At 45.8% G+C, this 16,723-nt stretch carries 5 protein-coding genes, 1 tRNA gene and 5 rRNA genes (1 of these 11 running past the window's edge); all 11 read left to right on the top strand.

The genetic code is table 11. From position 1 onward, the window contains the following. Nucleotides 1-15 precede the first annotated feature (15 nt). A complete protein-coding gene (ftsH, locus tag I592_RS13715; protein ID WP_010779624.1) occupies nucleotides 16-2,085 on the top strand; it encodes an ATP-dependent zinc metalloprotease FtsH in 2,070 nt (689 codons plus the stop codon). Nucleotides 2,086-2,309: 224 nt separating this feature from the next. Then, entirely contained in the window at nucleotides 2,310-2,612 is a 303-nt protein-coding gene (locus I592_RS13710; protein WP_010779625.1) for a bacteriocin immunity family protein, read from the top strand. A gap of 256 nt (nucleotides 2,613-2,868) precedes the next feature. Further along, the gene (hslO, locus tag I592_RS13705) at nucleotides 2,869-3,753 is read left to right on the top strand and encodes an Hsp33 family molecular chaperone HslO (protein ID WP_010779626.1); all 885 of its coding nucleotides are present in this window, start codon (nucleotides 2,869-2,871) and stop codon (nucleotides 3,751-3,753) included. 11 nt (nucleotides 3,754-3,764) lie between these two features. Next, the gene (gene dusB / locus I592_RS13700; RefSeq protein ID WP_044926588.1) at nucleotides 3,765-4,763 is read left to right on the top strand and encodes a tRNA dihydrouridine synthase DusB; all 999 of its coding nucleotides are present in this window, start codon (nucleotides 3,765-3,767) and stop codon (nucleotides 4,761-4,763) included. Nucleotides 4,764-4,883: 120 nt separating this feature from the next. Next, nucleotides 4,884-6,347, top strand: coding sequence for a lysine--tRNA ligase (gene lysS / locus I592_RS13695; protein ID WP_086306438.1), 1,464 nt, complete (start codon nucleotides 4,884-4,886; stop codon nucleotides 6,345-6,347). 598 nt (nucleotides 6,348-6,945) lie between these two features. Beyond that, a 16S ribosomal RNA gene (locus I592_RS13690) occupies nucleotides 6,946-8,504 on the top strand. 242 nt (nucleotides 8,505-8,746) lie between these two features. After that, a 23S ribosomal RNA gene (locus I592_RS13685) occupies nucleotides 8,747-11,659 on the top strand. 75 nt (nucleotides 11,660-11,734) lie between these two features. Then, a 5S ribosomal RNA gene (gene rrf, locus I592_RS13680) occupies nucleotides 11,735-11,850 on the top strand. 451 nt (nucleotides 11,851-12,301) lie between these two features. Continuing rightward, nucleotides 12,302-13,860, top strand: a 16S ribosomal RNA gene (locus I592_RS13675). A gap of 96 nt (nucleotides 13,861-13,956) precedes the next feature. Continuing rightward, nucleotides 13,957-14,029 (top strand) — tRNA-Ala (locus I592_RS13670). 174 nt (nucleotides 14,030-14,203) lie between these two features. Further along, nucleotides 14,204-16,723: ribosomal RNA gene (locus I592_RS13665) — 23S ribosomal RNA — on the top strand; it runs 393 nt beyond the window's last position. Together the 16S, 23S and 5S rRNA genes with 1 tRNA gene alongside form the textbook arrangement of a ribosomal RNA operon.

Raw genomic sequence — 16,723 nt, 5'->3', positions numbered from 1 at the left:
GCGAGGAGGACGCAGATGAACAAAAACAATAAGGGAGTAAAAAATGCTCTCTATTATATTCTCGTCATCTTGGCGATGGTTATGGTAGTGTATTTCCTTTTCGGGGATAACAAATCAGCTTCGCCAGATATCGAGTATTCAACCTTTACAGAACAAATGCAAGAAGGCAAAATCAAAAATGTTAAAATCCAACCTGCTGGTGGTGTGTACAAAATCACTGGGGAGTACAAAGAGAAGCAAGAAGTTGCAAACTCTGGTGGATTGAGCATCATTGGTTCGACCGATTCTACAACGACTCATTTCTCAACTATTATTTTGCCTAATGATTCAACGTTGAGCCAAGTTAATGATCTAGCAAAAGAAAACAATGTAAAAACAGAGATCGATGAAGAATCTAGCAGCGGTATGTGGGTGACATTATTAGTCAGCTTCTTACCAATCCTAATCATGATTTTCTTCTTCTATATGATGATCGGACAACAAGGCGGAGGAGGAGGCGGCAATGGTCGTGTCATGAACTTTGGCAAGTCAAAAGCGAAAGAAGCAGACAAAAAAGCCAACCGTGTAAGATTCTCTGATGTGGCCGGAGCAGAAGAAGAAAAACAAGAATTAGTAGAAGTTGTAGAATTCTTGAAAGACCCGCGTCGTTTTGTCGAATTGGGCGCTCGTATTCCTGCCGGTGTTTTACTAGAGGGACCTCCAGGGACCGGTAAAACATTGCTTGCCAAAGCTGTAGCCGGTGAAGCAGGCGTACCGTTCTATTCAATTTCTGGTTCAGATTTCGTGGAAATGTTTGTAGGGGTCGGGGCTTCTCGTGTCCGTGACCTATTTGAAACAGCCAAGAAAAATGCTCCAGCAATCATTTTCATTGATGAAATTGATGCTGTTGGTCGTCAACGTGGCGCTGGTATGGGCGGGGGTCATGATGAACGTGAACAAACCTTAAACCAGTTACTTGTTGAAATGGATGGTTTTGATGGAAACGAAGGCGTGATCGTCATCGCTGCAACGAACCGTTCAGACGTATTAGATCCAGCGTTATTACGTCCAGGTCGTTTTGACCGTCAAATTTTAGTTGGGCGCCCGGATGTTAAAGGTCGTGAAGCGATTTTACGCGTTCATGCTCGGAATAAACCGTTAGCAGACGACGTTGATTTGAAAGTTGTTGCACAACAAACACCAGGTTTTGCTGGTGCGGACCTTGAGAATGTTCTGAATGAAGCAGCCCTAGTAGCTGCTCGTCGAAACAAGAAGAAAATCGATGCTTCAGATGTTGACGAAGCAGAAGATCGCGTGATTGCAGGTCCTGCTAAGAAGGATCGTGTCATTAGCAAGCATGAACGTGAAATGGTCGCTTATCATGAAGCAGGCCACACAATTATTGGTATGGTATTAAACCGTGCGCGTGTTGTTCACAAAGTAACTATTATTCCTCGTGGACGCGCTGGCGGTTATATGATCGCTTTACCAAAAGAAGATCAAATGTTGATGTCGAAAGATGATATGTTTGAACAAATCGTTGGACTGTTGGGTGGACGTACTGCTGAAGAAATCGTGTTTAACGCACAAACAACAGGTGCTTCAAATGACTTCGAGCAAGCAACGGCACTCGCCCGCAGCATGGTAACTGAATACGGAATGAGTGATAAGCTTGGACCGGTTCAATACGAAGGAAATCATCAAGTCTTTGTTGGCCGTGATTACGGTCAAACAAAAGCTTACTCTGAACAAGTTGCTTTTGAAATTGATGAAGAAGTTCGTAGTATCTTAATGAAAGCTCACGAAAAAGCACGTGAGATCATCGAAACGCATCGTGATCAACATAAATTGATCGCTGAAAAGTTACTGGAATTCGAAACATTGGATGCGAAAGCAATCAAATCATTGTTTGAGACAGGGCAAATGCCAGAAGGCAAAGGCACTCCTTATCCAAGTGAAAAAGCTCAAGCACAAACCTTTGAAGAAGCAAAACGTGCTTTGGAAGAGAAAGATGCTGAGAAACAAGCAGAAGATAAAGATCCTGAAGAACACAAAGACTCAGACAATAAAATCGAGCCAGATGATACAAACGACAATCAAGAGTAAAATGAAACGGCATGTCCTTGGGCATGCCGTTTTTCTATTCTTCAGCTTTACAGCATTTGAGAGAACAAAGAATTTCGTTCGTTGATTTTCGAGTATTTAAAAAGTTTCAGACAATCTCTTTTTACATCTCAAAATGATAAAAAATTAATTTATCGTTGATTTAAATGTATTTTGTTGGTCTATAGGTTATCTAGGCGTAAAATGATTTTAAAGAGGTGGAGAGCATGAAACGCGACGAAAAAACTAAACAAATGATGGATCAGATTAGTTGTGCTTACGGGGATGAGTTTGTAAAAACGAGTCCAGAAATCAAAAAAATGTTGTTTGAGAATGCGCAAGTACTTGAAAAAACGGAAGACTGCGGTTTAGTTGCAACAAAAATCTGTAAGGAAATCGCCCTTTATGCACTGTCTCATCAACAGGATTTTCCTGAGGCGCTAGGCACCCTACACAACCAGTTGAAAAGCGAAGCGATGAAGTATGATGCTACTGCAATGACAGCTATTTTATTGCCTTTGTGTTTTTAAGAAGCAGACGAAAATTCGTCTGCTTTTTTTGTGTTTAGTGAATATCACTTTGTTAAGCTTTTCCATTATGCAGGCGCAGAGAAGTTGAAAAAAGTTGAAACACCTAGTATGATGCAATCACGAGTAAAAAATGAACCACTTTAAAAAAATGAATGAGGGTCTTATTTTTTTAAAAATAAAGTAAGAAAACAGATTAGACATTCTGAGGAGTGTTTCAGTAGTAAATAGTTCATTATTAGGGATAAGGAGCAGGTAAATGAGTGATTATTTAGTAAAAGCATTAGCTTATAGCGGATTTGTTCGAGCATACGCAGTAAACGCAACGGAGACGATTGGTGAGGCACAGCGCCGTCATGATACATGGAATACGTCCTCTGCAGCATTGGGTCGCACAATGATCGGTGCATTGATGTTAGGAGCCACGTTAAAAGGCGAAGATAAAATGACTGTCAAAGTAGAAGGAAACGGTCCTGCGGGAGCTATCGTCGTTGACAGCAATGGTAAAGGCGAAGTGAAAGGATATATCAAGAATCCACATATCAGTCTACCATTAAATGAGATTGGCAAAATAGATGTGCGTGGAGCAGTTGGAACAGAAGGCATGTTCACTGTAATCAAAGATCTAGGGCTAAAAGAACCATTTTCTGGTCAAACACCTATTGTTTCTGGTGAAATCGGAGAAGACTTTACCTATTATTTGGCAGTATCCGAACAAATTCCATCTGCGGTGGGAGTATCAGTCTTAGTCGATACAGATGATTCTGTCAAAACAGCGGGTGGTTTTATGATTCAAATTATGCCAGGTGCAAGCGATGAGATCATTGATCAAATTGAAGAACGCTTAAAAGAGACAACACGTATTTCAACCTTGCTAGACGAGGGTCAAACGTCAGAAGAAATTTTGCAAAATTTATTAGCAACTAGCGATGTTGAATTTTTAGAAAAGATGCCTGTTCAATTTAAATGTGATTGTTCAAAAGAAAAATTTGCTTCTGCGATTCTCACATTGGGAGCCGACCAAATTCAGGAATTAATTGATCAAGATCATGGTGCAGAGGCGGTTTGTACTTTTTGTAATAACAAATACGAGTACAGTGAAGAAGAACTTTACGAACTTAAACAAGAAATTTTGGGGGAATAAACGTGAGACCATTGAATGGTACGTGGAAAATAGGCGATGTGGAGGTACCTAATCGGGTGGTTGTAGCTCCAATGGCAGGCATCTCGAATGCTGCTTTTCGAGTGACGGTGAAGGAGTTCGGAGCAGGTCTGGTCGTGTGCGAAATGATCAGTGATCAAGGAATCCACTTTAGAAATAAAAAGACGTTGGAGATGCTGTATATAGATGAACGGGAACATCCGTTAAGTGTACAAATATTCGGTGGGAACAAAGACTCATTAGTAGAAGCAGCGCAATTTGTCCAAGAAAATACGAAAGCTGACATTATCGACATCAACATGGGTTGTCCGGTAAACAAGGTTATTAAAGCAGAAGCGGGTGCTAAATGGCTGTTAGACCCAAATAAAGTTTATGAAATGGTAAATGCAGTTTCGTCGGCTGTAGATATTCCCGTAACTGTTAAAATGCGTGTAGGCTGGGATGAACAGCATATCTTTGCAGTAGAGAATGCTTTGGCGGCTCAAAGTGCGGGAGCTTCAGCCATTGCAATGCACGGAAGGACACGAGTGCAAATGTATGAAGGCAAAGCAGATTGGGCTGTCTTGAAGCAAGTAGCTGATGAGCTAACGATTCCATTTATGGGAAACGGCGACGTCCGTACGCCAGAGGATGCGAAACGAATGATTGATGAAGTCGGTGTGGATGCGGTGATGATTGGCCGAGCGGCTCTAGGCAATCCTTGGATGATCCATCAAACCCAGCACTATTTAGAAACAGGTGAATTAATTCCTGAACCAAGTGCAAGAGAAAAAATAGAAACAGCCAAGCTGCATTTAGAACGCCTAATTCAGTTGAAAGGCGAAACCATCGCTTGTCGTGAATTCCGTCAACATGCAAGCTACTATTTAAAAGGGATTCCGCGCTCTGCAAAAGCTAAATTAGCTATTAATCAAACAGAAGACAAACAAGTGATCGCAGATTTATTGGATCAGCTTGTTGAAAAGACTGAAGCGAGAGAGAAAATCAGTTGATCTTGAAGCCGAATGAAGAATTCGGCTTGATTTTTTGCTTATTCATTGGCATTATAAGAAAGAGTAATTACATTCTGAGGAGGAACATTCGTGACTGAAGAACAATCAAATTTAACAGAAATGAACGATCAGATGCGTGTTCGCCGAGAAAAAATGGAAACCCTTCGTGAAGAAGGCATTGATCCATTCGGTGCACGTTTTGAACGAACAGCAAATTCAAAAGAATTACACGAAACATATGACGAAAATACTAAAGAAGAGCTTCAAGAAAAACAATTATCGGCAAGCGTGGCTGGTCGAATGATGACGAAACGGGGAAAAGGGAAAGTCGGCTTTGCTCACTTACAAGACCGGGAAGGCCAAATCCAAATCTACGTACGTAAAGACGAAGTCGGGGAAGAACCGTATGCGATCTTCAAAAAAGGGGATCTAGGTGATTTCTTTGGTGTAACTGGTGAAATCATGAAGACGGATACTGGCGAAGTCTCCATTAAAGCGAAAGAAATTACATTGTTGTCTAAAGCGTTGCGTCCACTTCCAGAAAAATATCATGGGTTGACCAACGTTGAACAACGTTACCGTCAGCGCTATTTGGATTTAATCAGTAATCGTGAGAGTTTTGATCGTTTTACTAAACGTAGTCAAATCATCAGTCAAATCCGACGCTATTTAGATGGACTCGGTTATATCGAAGTAGAGACGCCTGTGTTGCACAATGAAGCAGGAGGGGCGACTGCTCGTCCGTTTATCACGCATCACAATGCTCTTGATATGGATTTATATCTCCGAATCGCATTAGAGCTTCACTTGAAGCGTTTAATCGTTGGCGGAATGGAAAAAGTATACGAAATTGGTCGTGTATTTCGTAATGAAGGGATTGATACTACGCACAATCCTGAATTTACAATGATGGAAGTTTATACTGCGTATCAAGATTTCTTAGATGTAATGAATTTGACAGAAGGAATTATTCGAGATGCCGCGCAAAATGTTTTAGGGGAAACTACACTTTCATATGATGGTCAAACGATTGACCTAGGATCTGAGTTTAAACGTATCCATATGGTGGATGCAATCAAAGAACAAACAGGGGTAGATTTCTGGCCTGAAATGTCTATTGAAGAGGCTCGTGCGCTAGCTAAGGAACACCATGTTGAAATTAATGATAACATGGAAATTGGGCACATTATCAATGAGTTCTTTGAGACCTTTGTGGAAGAAACGCTGCAACAACCGACATTTGTGTATGGTCATCCAGTAGAAGTATCTCCACTTGCGAAGAAAAATGCAGAAGATGGACGTTTTACAGACCGTTTTGAATTATTTATCGTGGGACGCGAATTTGCGAATGCCTTTACTGAGCTAAATGATCCAATTGATCAACGTGAACGCTTCGAAGCGCAAGAAAAAGAGCGGGAACAAGGAAACGATGAAGCACATGGTGTAGATGAAGACTTCTTAGAGGCGTTAGAATACGGTATGCCGCCGACTGGTGGACTAGGTATCGGAATTGACCGTTTAGTTATGTTACTGACAGATGTTCAGTCAATTCGAGATGTTTTGCTATTTCCGACCATGCGTTAGAAAAAAATTTCAAGAGACGTTCAGCTATGCTGACGTCTTTTTTTTTGTATGTTTGAAAAGGTTTATTAGAAAATGATGTCATCTCCAGAATTAAAAATACGGCAGTTTGTGTTTTGAAAAGGAAATTTTCAATCAGCTTTCATGTTATTTACGAACGTTTGCAAGCAGGTTGCGAAGTATTGGTCAGTATTGAAAAAAAGTTCCGAAAAATCAATATTTCTAATTGACCAGATAAGATTATGTTGGTATATTATTTAATGTTCCAAGGCGAGGGAATATCGCTTAAAAAAACTTCAAAATTGTTATTGACAGATGGCTGACTTTCAGTTATTCTATCAAAGTCGCATAAAGCGATGACGACAACTTCTTCGGAAAAAAACTTCAAAAAAGTTGTTGACATTAAAACGGCAATCTGTTATGATTTAAAAGTTGCTGAAACAAAGCGACAAACAACGTAGACCTTTGAAAACTGAACGAATAAAACAAACCAAATGTGTAGGGCGCTTCTATTCTATAGAAGCAAACAACATAGCAAGCAATATGCTAGCAAGTCAATTATTAAATTGAGCTTAACAATCGCAAGATTGTTTCAAACACTTTATATGAGAGTTTGATCCTGGCTCAGGACGAACGCTGGCGGCGTGCCTAATACATGCAAGTCGAACGCTTTTTCTTTCACCGGAGCTTGCTCCACCGAAAGAAAAGGAGTGGCGAACGGGTGAGTAACACGTGGGTAACCTGCCCATCAGAAGGGGATAACACTTGGAAACAGGTGCTAATACCGTATAACAATAGAAACCGCATGGTTTCTATTTGAAAGGCGCTTTTGCGTCACTGATGGATGGACCCGCGGTGCATTAGCTAGTTGGTGAGGTAACGGCTCACCAAGGCAACGATGCATAGCCGACCTGAGAGGGTGATCGGCCACATTGGGACTGAGACACGGCCCAAACTCCTACGGGAGGCAGCAGTAGGGAATCTTCGGCAATGGACGAAAGTCTGACCGAGCAACGCCGCGTGAGTGAAGAAGGTTTTCGGATCGTAAAACTCTGTTGTTAGAGAAGAACAAGGATGAGAGTAAAATGTTCATCCCTTGACGGTATCTGACCAGAAAGCCACGGCTAACTACGTGCCAGCAGCCGCGGTAATACGTAGGTGGCAAGCGTTGTCCGGATTTATTGGGCGTAAAGCGAGCGCAGGCGGTTTCTTAAGTCTGATGTGAAAGCCCCCGGCTCAACCGGGGAGGGTCATTGGAAACTGGGAAACTTGAGTGCAGAAGAGGAGAGTGGAATTCCATGTGTAGCGGTGAAATGCGTAGATATATGGAGGAACACCAGTGGCGAAGGCGGCTCTCTGGTCTGTAACTGACGCTGAGGCTCGAAAGCGTGGGGAGCAAACAGGATTAGATACCCTGGTAGTCCACGCCGTAAACGATGAGTGCTAAGTGTTGGAGGGTTTCCGCCCTTCAGTGCTGCAGCTAACGCATTAAGCACTCCGCCTGGGGAGTACGACCGCAAGGTTGAAACTCAAAGGAATTGACGGGGGCCCGCACAAGCGGTGGAGCATGTGGTTTAATTCGAAGCAACGCGAAGAACCTTACCAGGTCTTGACATCCTTTGACCACTCTAGAGATAGAGCTTCCCCTTCGGGGGCAAAGTGACAGGTGGTGCATGGTTGTCGTCAGCTCGTGTCGTGAGATGTTGGGTTAAGTCCCGCAACGAGCGCAACCCTTATTGTTAGTTGCCATCATTTAGTTGGGCACTCTAGCGAGACTGCCGGTGACAAACCGGAGGAAGGTGGGGATGACGTCAAATCATCATGCCCCTTATGACCTGGGCTACACACGTGCTACAATGGGAAGTACAACGAGTCGCGAAGTCGCGAGGCTAAGCTAATCTCTTAAAGCTTCTCTCAGTTCGGATTGTAGGCTGCAACTCGCCTACATGAAGCCGGAATCGCTAGTAATCGCGGATCAGCACGCCGCGGTGAATACGTTCCCGGGCCTTGTACACACCGCCCGTCACACCACGAGAGTTTGTAACACCCGAAGTCGGTGAGGTAACCTTTTGGAGCCAGCCGCCTAAGGTGGGATAGATGATTGGGGTGAAGTCGTAACAAGGTAGCCGTATCGGAAGGTGCGGCTGGATCACCTCCTTTCTAAGGAAATAGTTCATCTTAGATGAACGTTACGGAAACTACACAGGCTTGCTTTTATTCGTTCAGTTTTGAGAGGTCTACTCTCAAATCGTTCATTGAAAACTGGATACAGAAACAAAATGTTAAACAAACCGAGAACACCGCGTTGAATGAGTTTTTTAATAAGTTCAATTGCTTATTTATTACTAAGGAACATGATCGCTCATGGAAATTAGTAAGACCCTTGACGCAAGTCAAGATAAGGTTAAGTGAATAAGGGCGCACGGTGGATGCCTTGGCACTAGGAGCCGATGAAGGACGGGACTAACACCGATATGCTTCGGGGAGCTGTAAGTAAGCTTTGATCCGGAGATTTCCGAATGGGGAAACCCAGCATCTTTTATAGGATGTTACTTTTCAGTGAATACATAGCTGAATAGAGGTAGACGCAGAGAACTGAAACATCTAAGTACCTGCAGGAAGAGAAAGAAAAATCGATTCCCTGAGTAGCGGCGAGCGAAACGGGAAAAGCCCAAACCAAGAGGCTTGCCTCTTGGGGTTGTAGGACTCCAATATGGTAGTTCAGTGAGATAGTCGAAGGACCTGGAAAGGTCTGCTAGAAAGGGTAAAAGCCCCGTAGACAAAATTTGACTGGCACCTAGGAGGATCCTGAGTACGGCGGAACACGAGGAATTCCGTCGGAATCCGGGAGGACCATCTCCCAAGGCTAAATACTCCCTAGTGACCGATAGTGAACCAGTACCGTGAGGGAAAGGTGAAAAGCACCCCGGAAGGGGAGTGAAATAGATCCTGAAACCGTGTGCCTACAACAAGTTAGAGCCCGTTAATGGGTGATAGCGTGCCTTTTGTAGAATGAACCGGCGAGTTACGATTACTTGCGAGGTTAAGTTGAAAAGACGGAGCCGCAGCGAAAGCGAGTCTGAATAGGGCGAATGAGTAAGTGGTCGTAGACCCGAAACCATGTGATCTACCCATGTCCAGGTTGAAGGTGCGGTAAAACGCACTGGAGGACCGAACCCACGTACGTTGAAAAGTGCGGGGATGAGGTGTGGGTAGCGGAGAAATTCCAAACGAACTTGGAGATAGCTGGTTCTCTCCGAAATAGCTTTAGGGCTAGCCTCAGAGTAAGAATGATGGAGGTAGAGCACTGTTTGGACTAGGGGCCCATCTCGGGTTACCGAATTCAGATAAACTCCGAATGCCATCCATTCATCTCTGGGAGTCAGACTGTGAGTGATAAGATCCATAGTCGAAAGGGAAACAGCCCAGACCACCAGCTAAGGTCCCCAAATAACTATTAAGTGGAAAAGGATGTGGGGTTGCACAGACAACTAGGATGTTGGCTTAGAAGCAGCCACCATTTAAAGAGTGCGTAATAGCTCACTAGTCGAGTGACCCTGCGCCGAAAATGTACCGGGGCTAAATAGTTTACCGAAGCTGTGGAGCACACCATGAGGTGTGTTGGTAGGAGAGCGTTCTAAGGGCGTTGAAGGTAGATCGTGAGGACTACTGGAGCGCTTAGAAGTGAGAATGCCGGTATGAGTAGCGAAAGACAGGTGAGAATCCTGTCCACCGAATGACTAAGGTTTCCTGGGGAAGGCTCGTCCGCCCAGGGTTAGTCGGGACCTAAGCCGAGGCCGAAAGGCGTAGGCGATGGATAACAGGTTGATATTCCTGTACCCGTTGTTTTTGTTTGAGCAATGGAGGGACGCAGGAGGCTAAGGAATCAGACGATTGGAAATGTCTGTCCAAGCAACAAGTCTTGATGTGAGTCAAATGCTTACGTCTCTAAGGACAAGTTGTGATGGGGAGGGAAATATAAGTACCGAAGTTCCCGATGTCACACTGCCGAGAAAAGCTTCTAGTAAGAAAACAATGGCCCGTACCGCAAACCGACACAGGTAGTCGAGGAGAGAATCCTAAGGTGAGCGAGAGAACTCTCGTTAAGGAACTCGGCAAAATGACCCCGTAACTTCGGGAGAAGGGGTGCTGATCTAACGATCAGCCGCAGTGAATAGGCCCAAGCGACTGTTTATCAAAAACACAGGTCTCTGCAAAATCGAAAGATGACGTATAGGGGCTGACGCCTGCCCGGTGCTGGAAGGTTAAGAGGAGTGCTTAGCGTAAGCGAAGGTACGAATTGAAGCCCCAGTAAACGGCGGCCGTAACTATAACGGTCCTAAGGTAGCGAAATTCCTTGTCGGGTAAGTTCCGACCCGCACGAAAGGCGTAACGATTTGGGCACTGTCTCAACGAGAGACTCGGTGAAATTTTAGTACCTGTGAAGATGCAGGTTACCCGCGACAGGACGGAAAGACCCCATGGAGCTTTACTGCAGTTTGATATTGAGTGTTTGTACCACATGTACAGGATAGGTAGGAGCCGTAGAAGTCGGGACGCTAGTTTCGACAGAGGCGCTGGTGGGATACTACCCCTGTGTTATGACCACTCTAACCCGCACCACTAATCGTGGTGGGAGACAGTGTCAGATGGGCAGTTTGACTGGGGCGGTCGCCTCCTAAAGAGTAACGGAGGCGCCCAAAGGTTCCCTCAGAATGGTTGGAAATCATTCGCAGAGTGTAAAGGCACAAGGGAGCTTGACTGCGAGACCTACAAGTCGAGCAGGGACGAAAGTCGGGCTTAGTGATCCGGTGGTTCCGCATGGAAGGGCCATCGCTCAACGGATAAAAGCTACCCTGGGGATAACAGGCTTATCTCCCCCAAGAGTCCACATCGACGGGGAGGTTTGGCACCTCGATGTCGGCTCGTCGCATCCTGGGGCTGTAGTCGGTCCCAAGGGTTGGGCTGTTCGCCCATTAAAGCGGCACGCGAGCTGGGTTCAGAACGTCGTGAGACAGTTCGGTCCCTATCCGTCGCGGGCGTTGGAAATTTGAGAGGATCTGTCCTTAGTACGAGAGGACCGGGATGGACTTACCGCTGGTGTACCAGTTGTCTCGCCAGAGGCATCGCTGGGTAGCTATGTAGGGAAGGGATAAACGCTGAAAGCATCTAAGTGTGAAGCCCACCTCAAGATGAGATTTCCCATTTCTTTAAGAAAGTAAGATCCCTGAGAGATGATCAGGTAGATAGGTCAGGAGTGGAAGTGCAGTGATGTACGGAGCAGACTGATACTAATCGATCGAGGACTTAACCAAAAAAATTGATTCACGGTAGTTTAACTGTTTCTGATCCAGTTTTGAGTGAACGACGTTTACTCAGATAAAGCATAGTGTGGTGGCGATAGCGGGAAGGATACACCTGTTCCCATGTCGAACACAGAAGTTAAGCTTCTTAGCGCCGATTGTAGTGAGGGGTTGCCCCTTGTGAGATTAGGACGTCGCCACGCGAATTCCATCCTTTATGTGGGATGGAATTTTTATTTCAAAAGTAATGGTTTCTTGTCATAGAATTATTTTTTTTGATTGACAAAATGCTATTGCTGGTTATAGTGATAAAAGCAACGTATTTTTGAGTTTGGACTGATAAACAAAATTCGTTAAATGAAACTATTGACACTTTTATAGTATTAAGTTATTATAACTAAGTTACTGAAGGGTTAATCATAGTTTTGAACAAACTTCAAAAAAGTTGTTGACATTCACTCAGTAACCTGTTAAGATGTAAAAGTTGCTGAAACAAAGCAACAAACAACGTAGACCTTTGAAAACTGAACGAATAAAACAAACCAAATGTGTAGGGCGCTTCTATTCTATAGAAGCAAACAACATAGCAAGCAATATGCTAGCAAGTCAATTATTAAAATTGAGCTTAACAATCGCAAGATTGTTTCAAACACTTTATATGAGAGTTTGATCCTGGCTCAGGACGAACGCTGGCGGCGTGCCTAATACATGCAAGTCGAACGCTTTTTCTTTCACCGGAGCTTGCTCCACCGAAAGAAAAGGAGTGGCGAACGGGTGAGTAACACGTGGGTAACCTGCCCATCAGAAGGGGATAACACTTGGAAACAGGTGCTAATACCGTATAACAATAGAAACCGCATGGTTTCTATTTGAAAGGCGCTTTTGCGTCACTGATGGATGGACCCGCGGTGCATTAGCTAGTTGGTGAGGTAACGGCTCACCAAGGCAACGATGCATAGCCGACCTGAGAGGGTGATCGGCCACATTGGGACTGAGACACGGCCCAAACTCCTACGGGAGGCAGCAGTAGGGAATCTTCGGCAATGGACGAAAGTCTGACCGAGCAACGCCGCGTGAGTGAAGAAGGTTTTCGGATCGTAAAACTCTGTTGTTAGAGAAGAACAAGGATGAGAGTAAAATGTTCATCCCTTGACGGTATCTGACCAGAAAGCCACGGCTAACTACGTGCCAGCAGCCGCGGTAATACGTAGGTGGCAAGCGTTGTCCGGATTTATTGGGCGTAAAGCGAGCGCAGGCGGTTTCTTAAGTCTGATGTGAAAGCCCCCGGCTCAACCGGGGAGGGTCATTGGAAACTGGGAAACTTGAGTGCAGAAGAGGAGAGTGGAATTCCATGTGTAGCGGTGAAATGCGTAGATATATGGAGGAACACCAGTGGCGAAGGCGGCTCTCTGGTCTGTAACTGACGCTGAGGCTCGAAAGCGTGGGGAGCAAACAGGATTAGATACCCTGGTAGTCCACGCCGTAAACGATGAGTGCTAAGTGTTGGAGGGTTTCCGCCCTTCAGTGCTGCAGCTAACGCATTAAGCACTCCGCCTGGGGAGTACGACCGCAAGGTTGAAACTCAAAGGAATTGACGGGGGCCCGCACAAGCGGTGGAGCATGTGGTTTAATTCGAAGCAACGCGAAGAACCTTACCAGGTCTTGACATCCTTTGACCACTCTAGAGATAGAGCTTCCCCTTCGGGGGCAAAGTGACAGGTGGTGCATGGTTGTCGTCAGCTCGTGTCGTGAGATGTTGGGTTAAGTCCCGCAACGAGCGCAACCCTTATTGTTAGTTGCCATCATTTAGTTGGGCACTCTAGCGAGACTGCCGGTGACAAACCGGAGGAAGGTGGGGATGACGTCAAATCATCATGCCCCTTATGACCTGGGCTACACACGTGCTACAATGGGAAGTACAACGAGTCGCGAAGTCGCGAGGCTAAGCTAATCTCTTAAAGCTTCTCTCAGTTCGGATTGTAGGCTGCAACTCGCCTACATGAAGCCGGAATCGCTAGTAATCGCGGATCAGCACGCCGCGGTGAATACGTTCCCGGGCCTTGTACACACCGCCCGTCACACCACGAGAGTTTGTAACACCCGAAGTCGGTGAGGTAACCTTTTGGAGCCAGCCGCCTAAGGTGGGATAGATGATTGGGGTGAAGTCGTAACAAGGTAGCCGTATCGGAAGGTGCGGCTGGATCACCTCCTTTCTAAGGAAATAGTTCATCTCAGATGAACGTTACGGAAACTACACAGGCTTGCTTTTATTCGTTCAGTTTTGAGAGGTCTACTCTCAATTTTATATCGGGGCCTTAGCTCAGCTGGGAGAGCGCCTGCTTTGCACGCAGGAGGTCAGCGGTTCGATCCCGCTAGGCTCCATTGATGACATTGGTCATCATTCGTTCATTGAAAACTGGATACAGAAACAAAATGTTAAACAAACCGAGAACACCGCGTTGAATGAGTTTTTTAATAAGTTCAATTGCTTATTTATTACTAAGGAACATGATCGCTCATGGAAATTAGTAAGACCCTTGACGCAAGTCAAGATAAGGTTAAGTGAATAAGGGCGCACGGTGGATGCCTTGGCACTAGGAGCCGATGAAGGACGGGACTAACACCGATATGCTTCGGGGAGCTGTAAGTAAGCTTTGATCCGGAGATTTCCGAATGGGGAAACCCAGCATCTTTTATAGGATGTTACTTTTCAGTGAATACATAGCTGAATAGAGGTAGACGCAGAGAACTGAAACATCTAAGTACCTGCAGGAAGAGAAAGAAAAATCGATTCCCTGAGTAGCGGCGAGCGAAACGGGAAAAGCCCAAACCAAGAGGCTTGCCTCTTGGGGTTGTAGGACTCCAATATGGTAGTTCAGTGAGATAGTCGAAGGACCTGGAAAGGTCTGCTAGAAAGGGTAAAAGCCCCGTAGACAAAATTTGACTGGCACCTAGGAGGATCCTGAGTACGGCGGAACACGAGGAATTCCGTCGGAATCCGGGAGGACCATCTCCCAAGGCTAAATACTCCCTAGTGACCGATAGTGAACCAGTACCGTGAGGGAAAGGTGAAAAGCACCCCGGAAGGGGAGTGAAATAGATCCTGAAACCGTGTGCCTACAACAAGTTAGAGCCCGTTAATGGGTGATAGCGTGCCTTTTGTAGAATGAACCGGCGAGTTACGATTACTTGCGAGGTTAAGTTGAAAAGACGGAGCCGCAGCGAAAGCGAGTCTGAATAGGGCGAATGAGTAAGTGGTCGTAGACCCGAAACCATGTGATCTACCCATGTCCAGGTTGAAGGTGCGGTAAAACGCACTGGAGGACCGAACCCACGTACGTTGAAAAGTGCGGGGATGAGGTGTGGGTAGCGGAGAAATTCCAAACGAACTTGGAGATAGCTGGTTCTCTCCGAAATAGCTTTAGGGCTAGCCTCAGAGTAAGAATGATGGAGGTAGAGCGCTGTTTGGACTAGGGGCCCATCTCGGGTTACCGAATTCAGATAAACTCCGAATGCCATCCATTCATCTCTGGGAGTCAGACTGTGAGTGATAAGATCCATAGTCGAAAGGGAAACAGCCCAGACCACCAGCTAAGGTCCCCAAATAACTATTAAGTGGAAAAGGATGTGGGGTTGCACAGACAACTAGGATGTTGGCTTAGAAGCAGCCACCATTTAAAGAGTGCGTAATAGCTCACTAGTCGAGTGACCCTGCGCCGAAAATGTACCGGGGCTAAATAGTTTACCGAAGCTGTGGAGCACACCATGAGGTGTGTTGGTAGGAGAGCGTTCTAAGGGCGTTGAAGGTAGATCGTGAGGACTACTGGAGCGCTTAGAAGTGAGAATGCCGGTATGAGTAGCGAAAGACAGGTGAGAATCCTGTCCACCGAATGACTAAGGTTTCCTGGGGAAGGCTCGTCCGCCCAGGGTTAGTCGGGACCTAAGCCGAGGCCGAAAGGCGTAGGCGATGGATAACAGGTTGATATTCCTGTACCCGTTGTTTTTGTTTGAGCAATGGAGGGACGCAGGAGGCTAAGGAATCAGACGATTGGAAATGTCTGTCCAAGCAACAAGTCTTGATGTGAGTCAAATGCTTACGTCTCTAAGGACAAGTTGTGATGGGGAGGGAAATATAAGTACCGAAGTTCCCGATGTCACACTGCCGAGAAAAGCTTCTAGTAAGAAAACAATGGCCCGTACCGCAAACCGACACAGGTAGTCGAGGAGAGAATCCTAAGGTGAGCGAGAGAACTCTCGTTAAGGAACTCGGCAAAATGACCCCGTAACTTCGGGAGAAGGGGTGCTGATCTAACGATCAGCCGCAGTGAATAGGCCCAAGCGACTGTTTATCAAAAACACAGGTCTCTGCAAAATCGAAAGATGACGTATAGGGGCTGACGCCTGCCCGGTGCTGGAAGGTTAAGAGGAGTGCTTAGCGTAAGCGAAGGTACGAATTGAAGCCCCAGTAAACGGCGGCCGTAACTATAACGGTCCTAAGGTAGCGAAATTCCTTGTCGGGTAAGTTCCGACCCGCACGAAAGGCGTAACGATTTGGGCACTGTCTCAACGAGAGACTCGGTGAAATTTTAGTACCTGTGAAGATGCAGGTTACCCGCGACAGGACGGAAAGACCCCATGGAGCTTTACTGCAGTTTGATATTGAGTGTTTGTACCACATGTACAGGATAGGTAGGAGCCGTAGAAGTCGGGACGCTAGTTTCGACAGAGGCGCTGGTGGGATACTACCCCTGTGTTATGACCACTCTAACCCGCACCACTAATCGTGGTGGGAGACAGTGTCAGATGGGCAGTTTGACTGGGGCGGTCGCCTCCTAAAGAGTAACGGAGGCGCCCAAAGGTTCCCTCAGAATGGTTGGAAATCATTCGCAGAGTGTAAAGGCACAAGGGAGCTTGACTGCGAGACCTACAAGTCGAGCAGGGACGAAAGTCGGGCTTAGTGATCCGGTGGTTCCGCATGGAAGGGCCATCGCTCAACGGATAAAAGCTACCCTGGGGATAACAGGCTTATCTCCCCCAAGAGTCCACATCGACGGGGAGGTTTGGCACCTCGATGTC

It is taken from the genome of Enterococcus gilvus ATCC BAA-350, from assembly GCF_000407545.1.
Lineage (GTDB): Bacteria > Bacillota > Bacilli > Lactobacillales > Enterococcaceae > Enterococcus_A > Enterococcus_A gilvus.
Note: the sequence above shows the minus strand (reverse complement) of the source record. Positions and strands in the feature narration are given on the sequence as shown.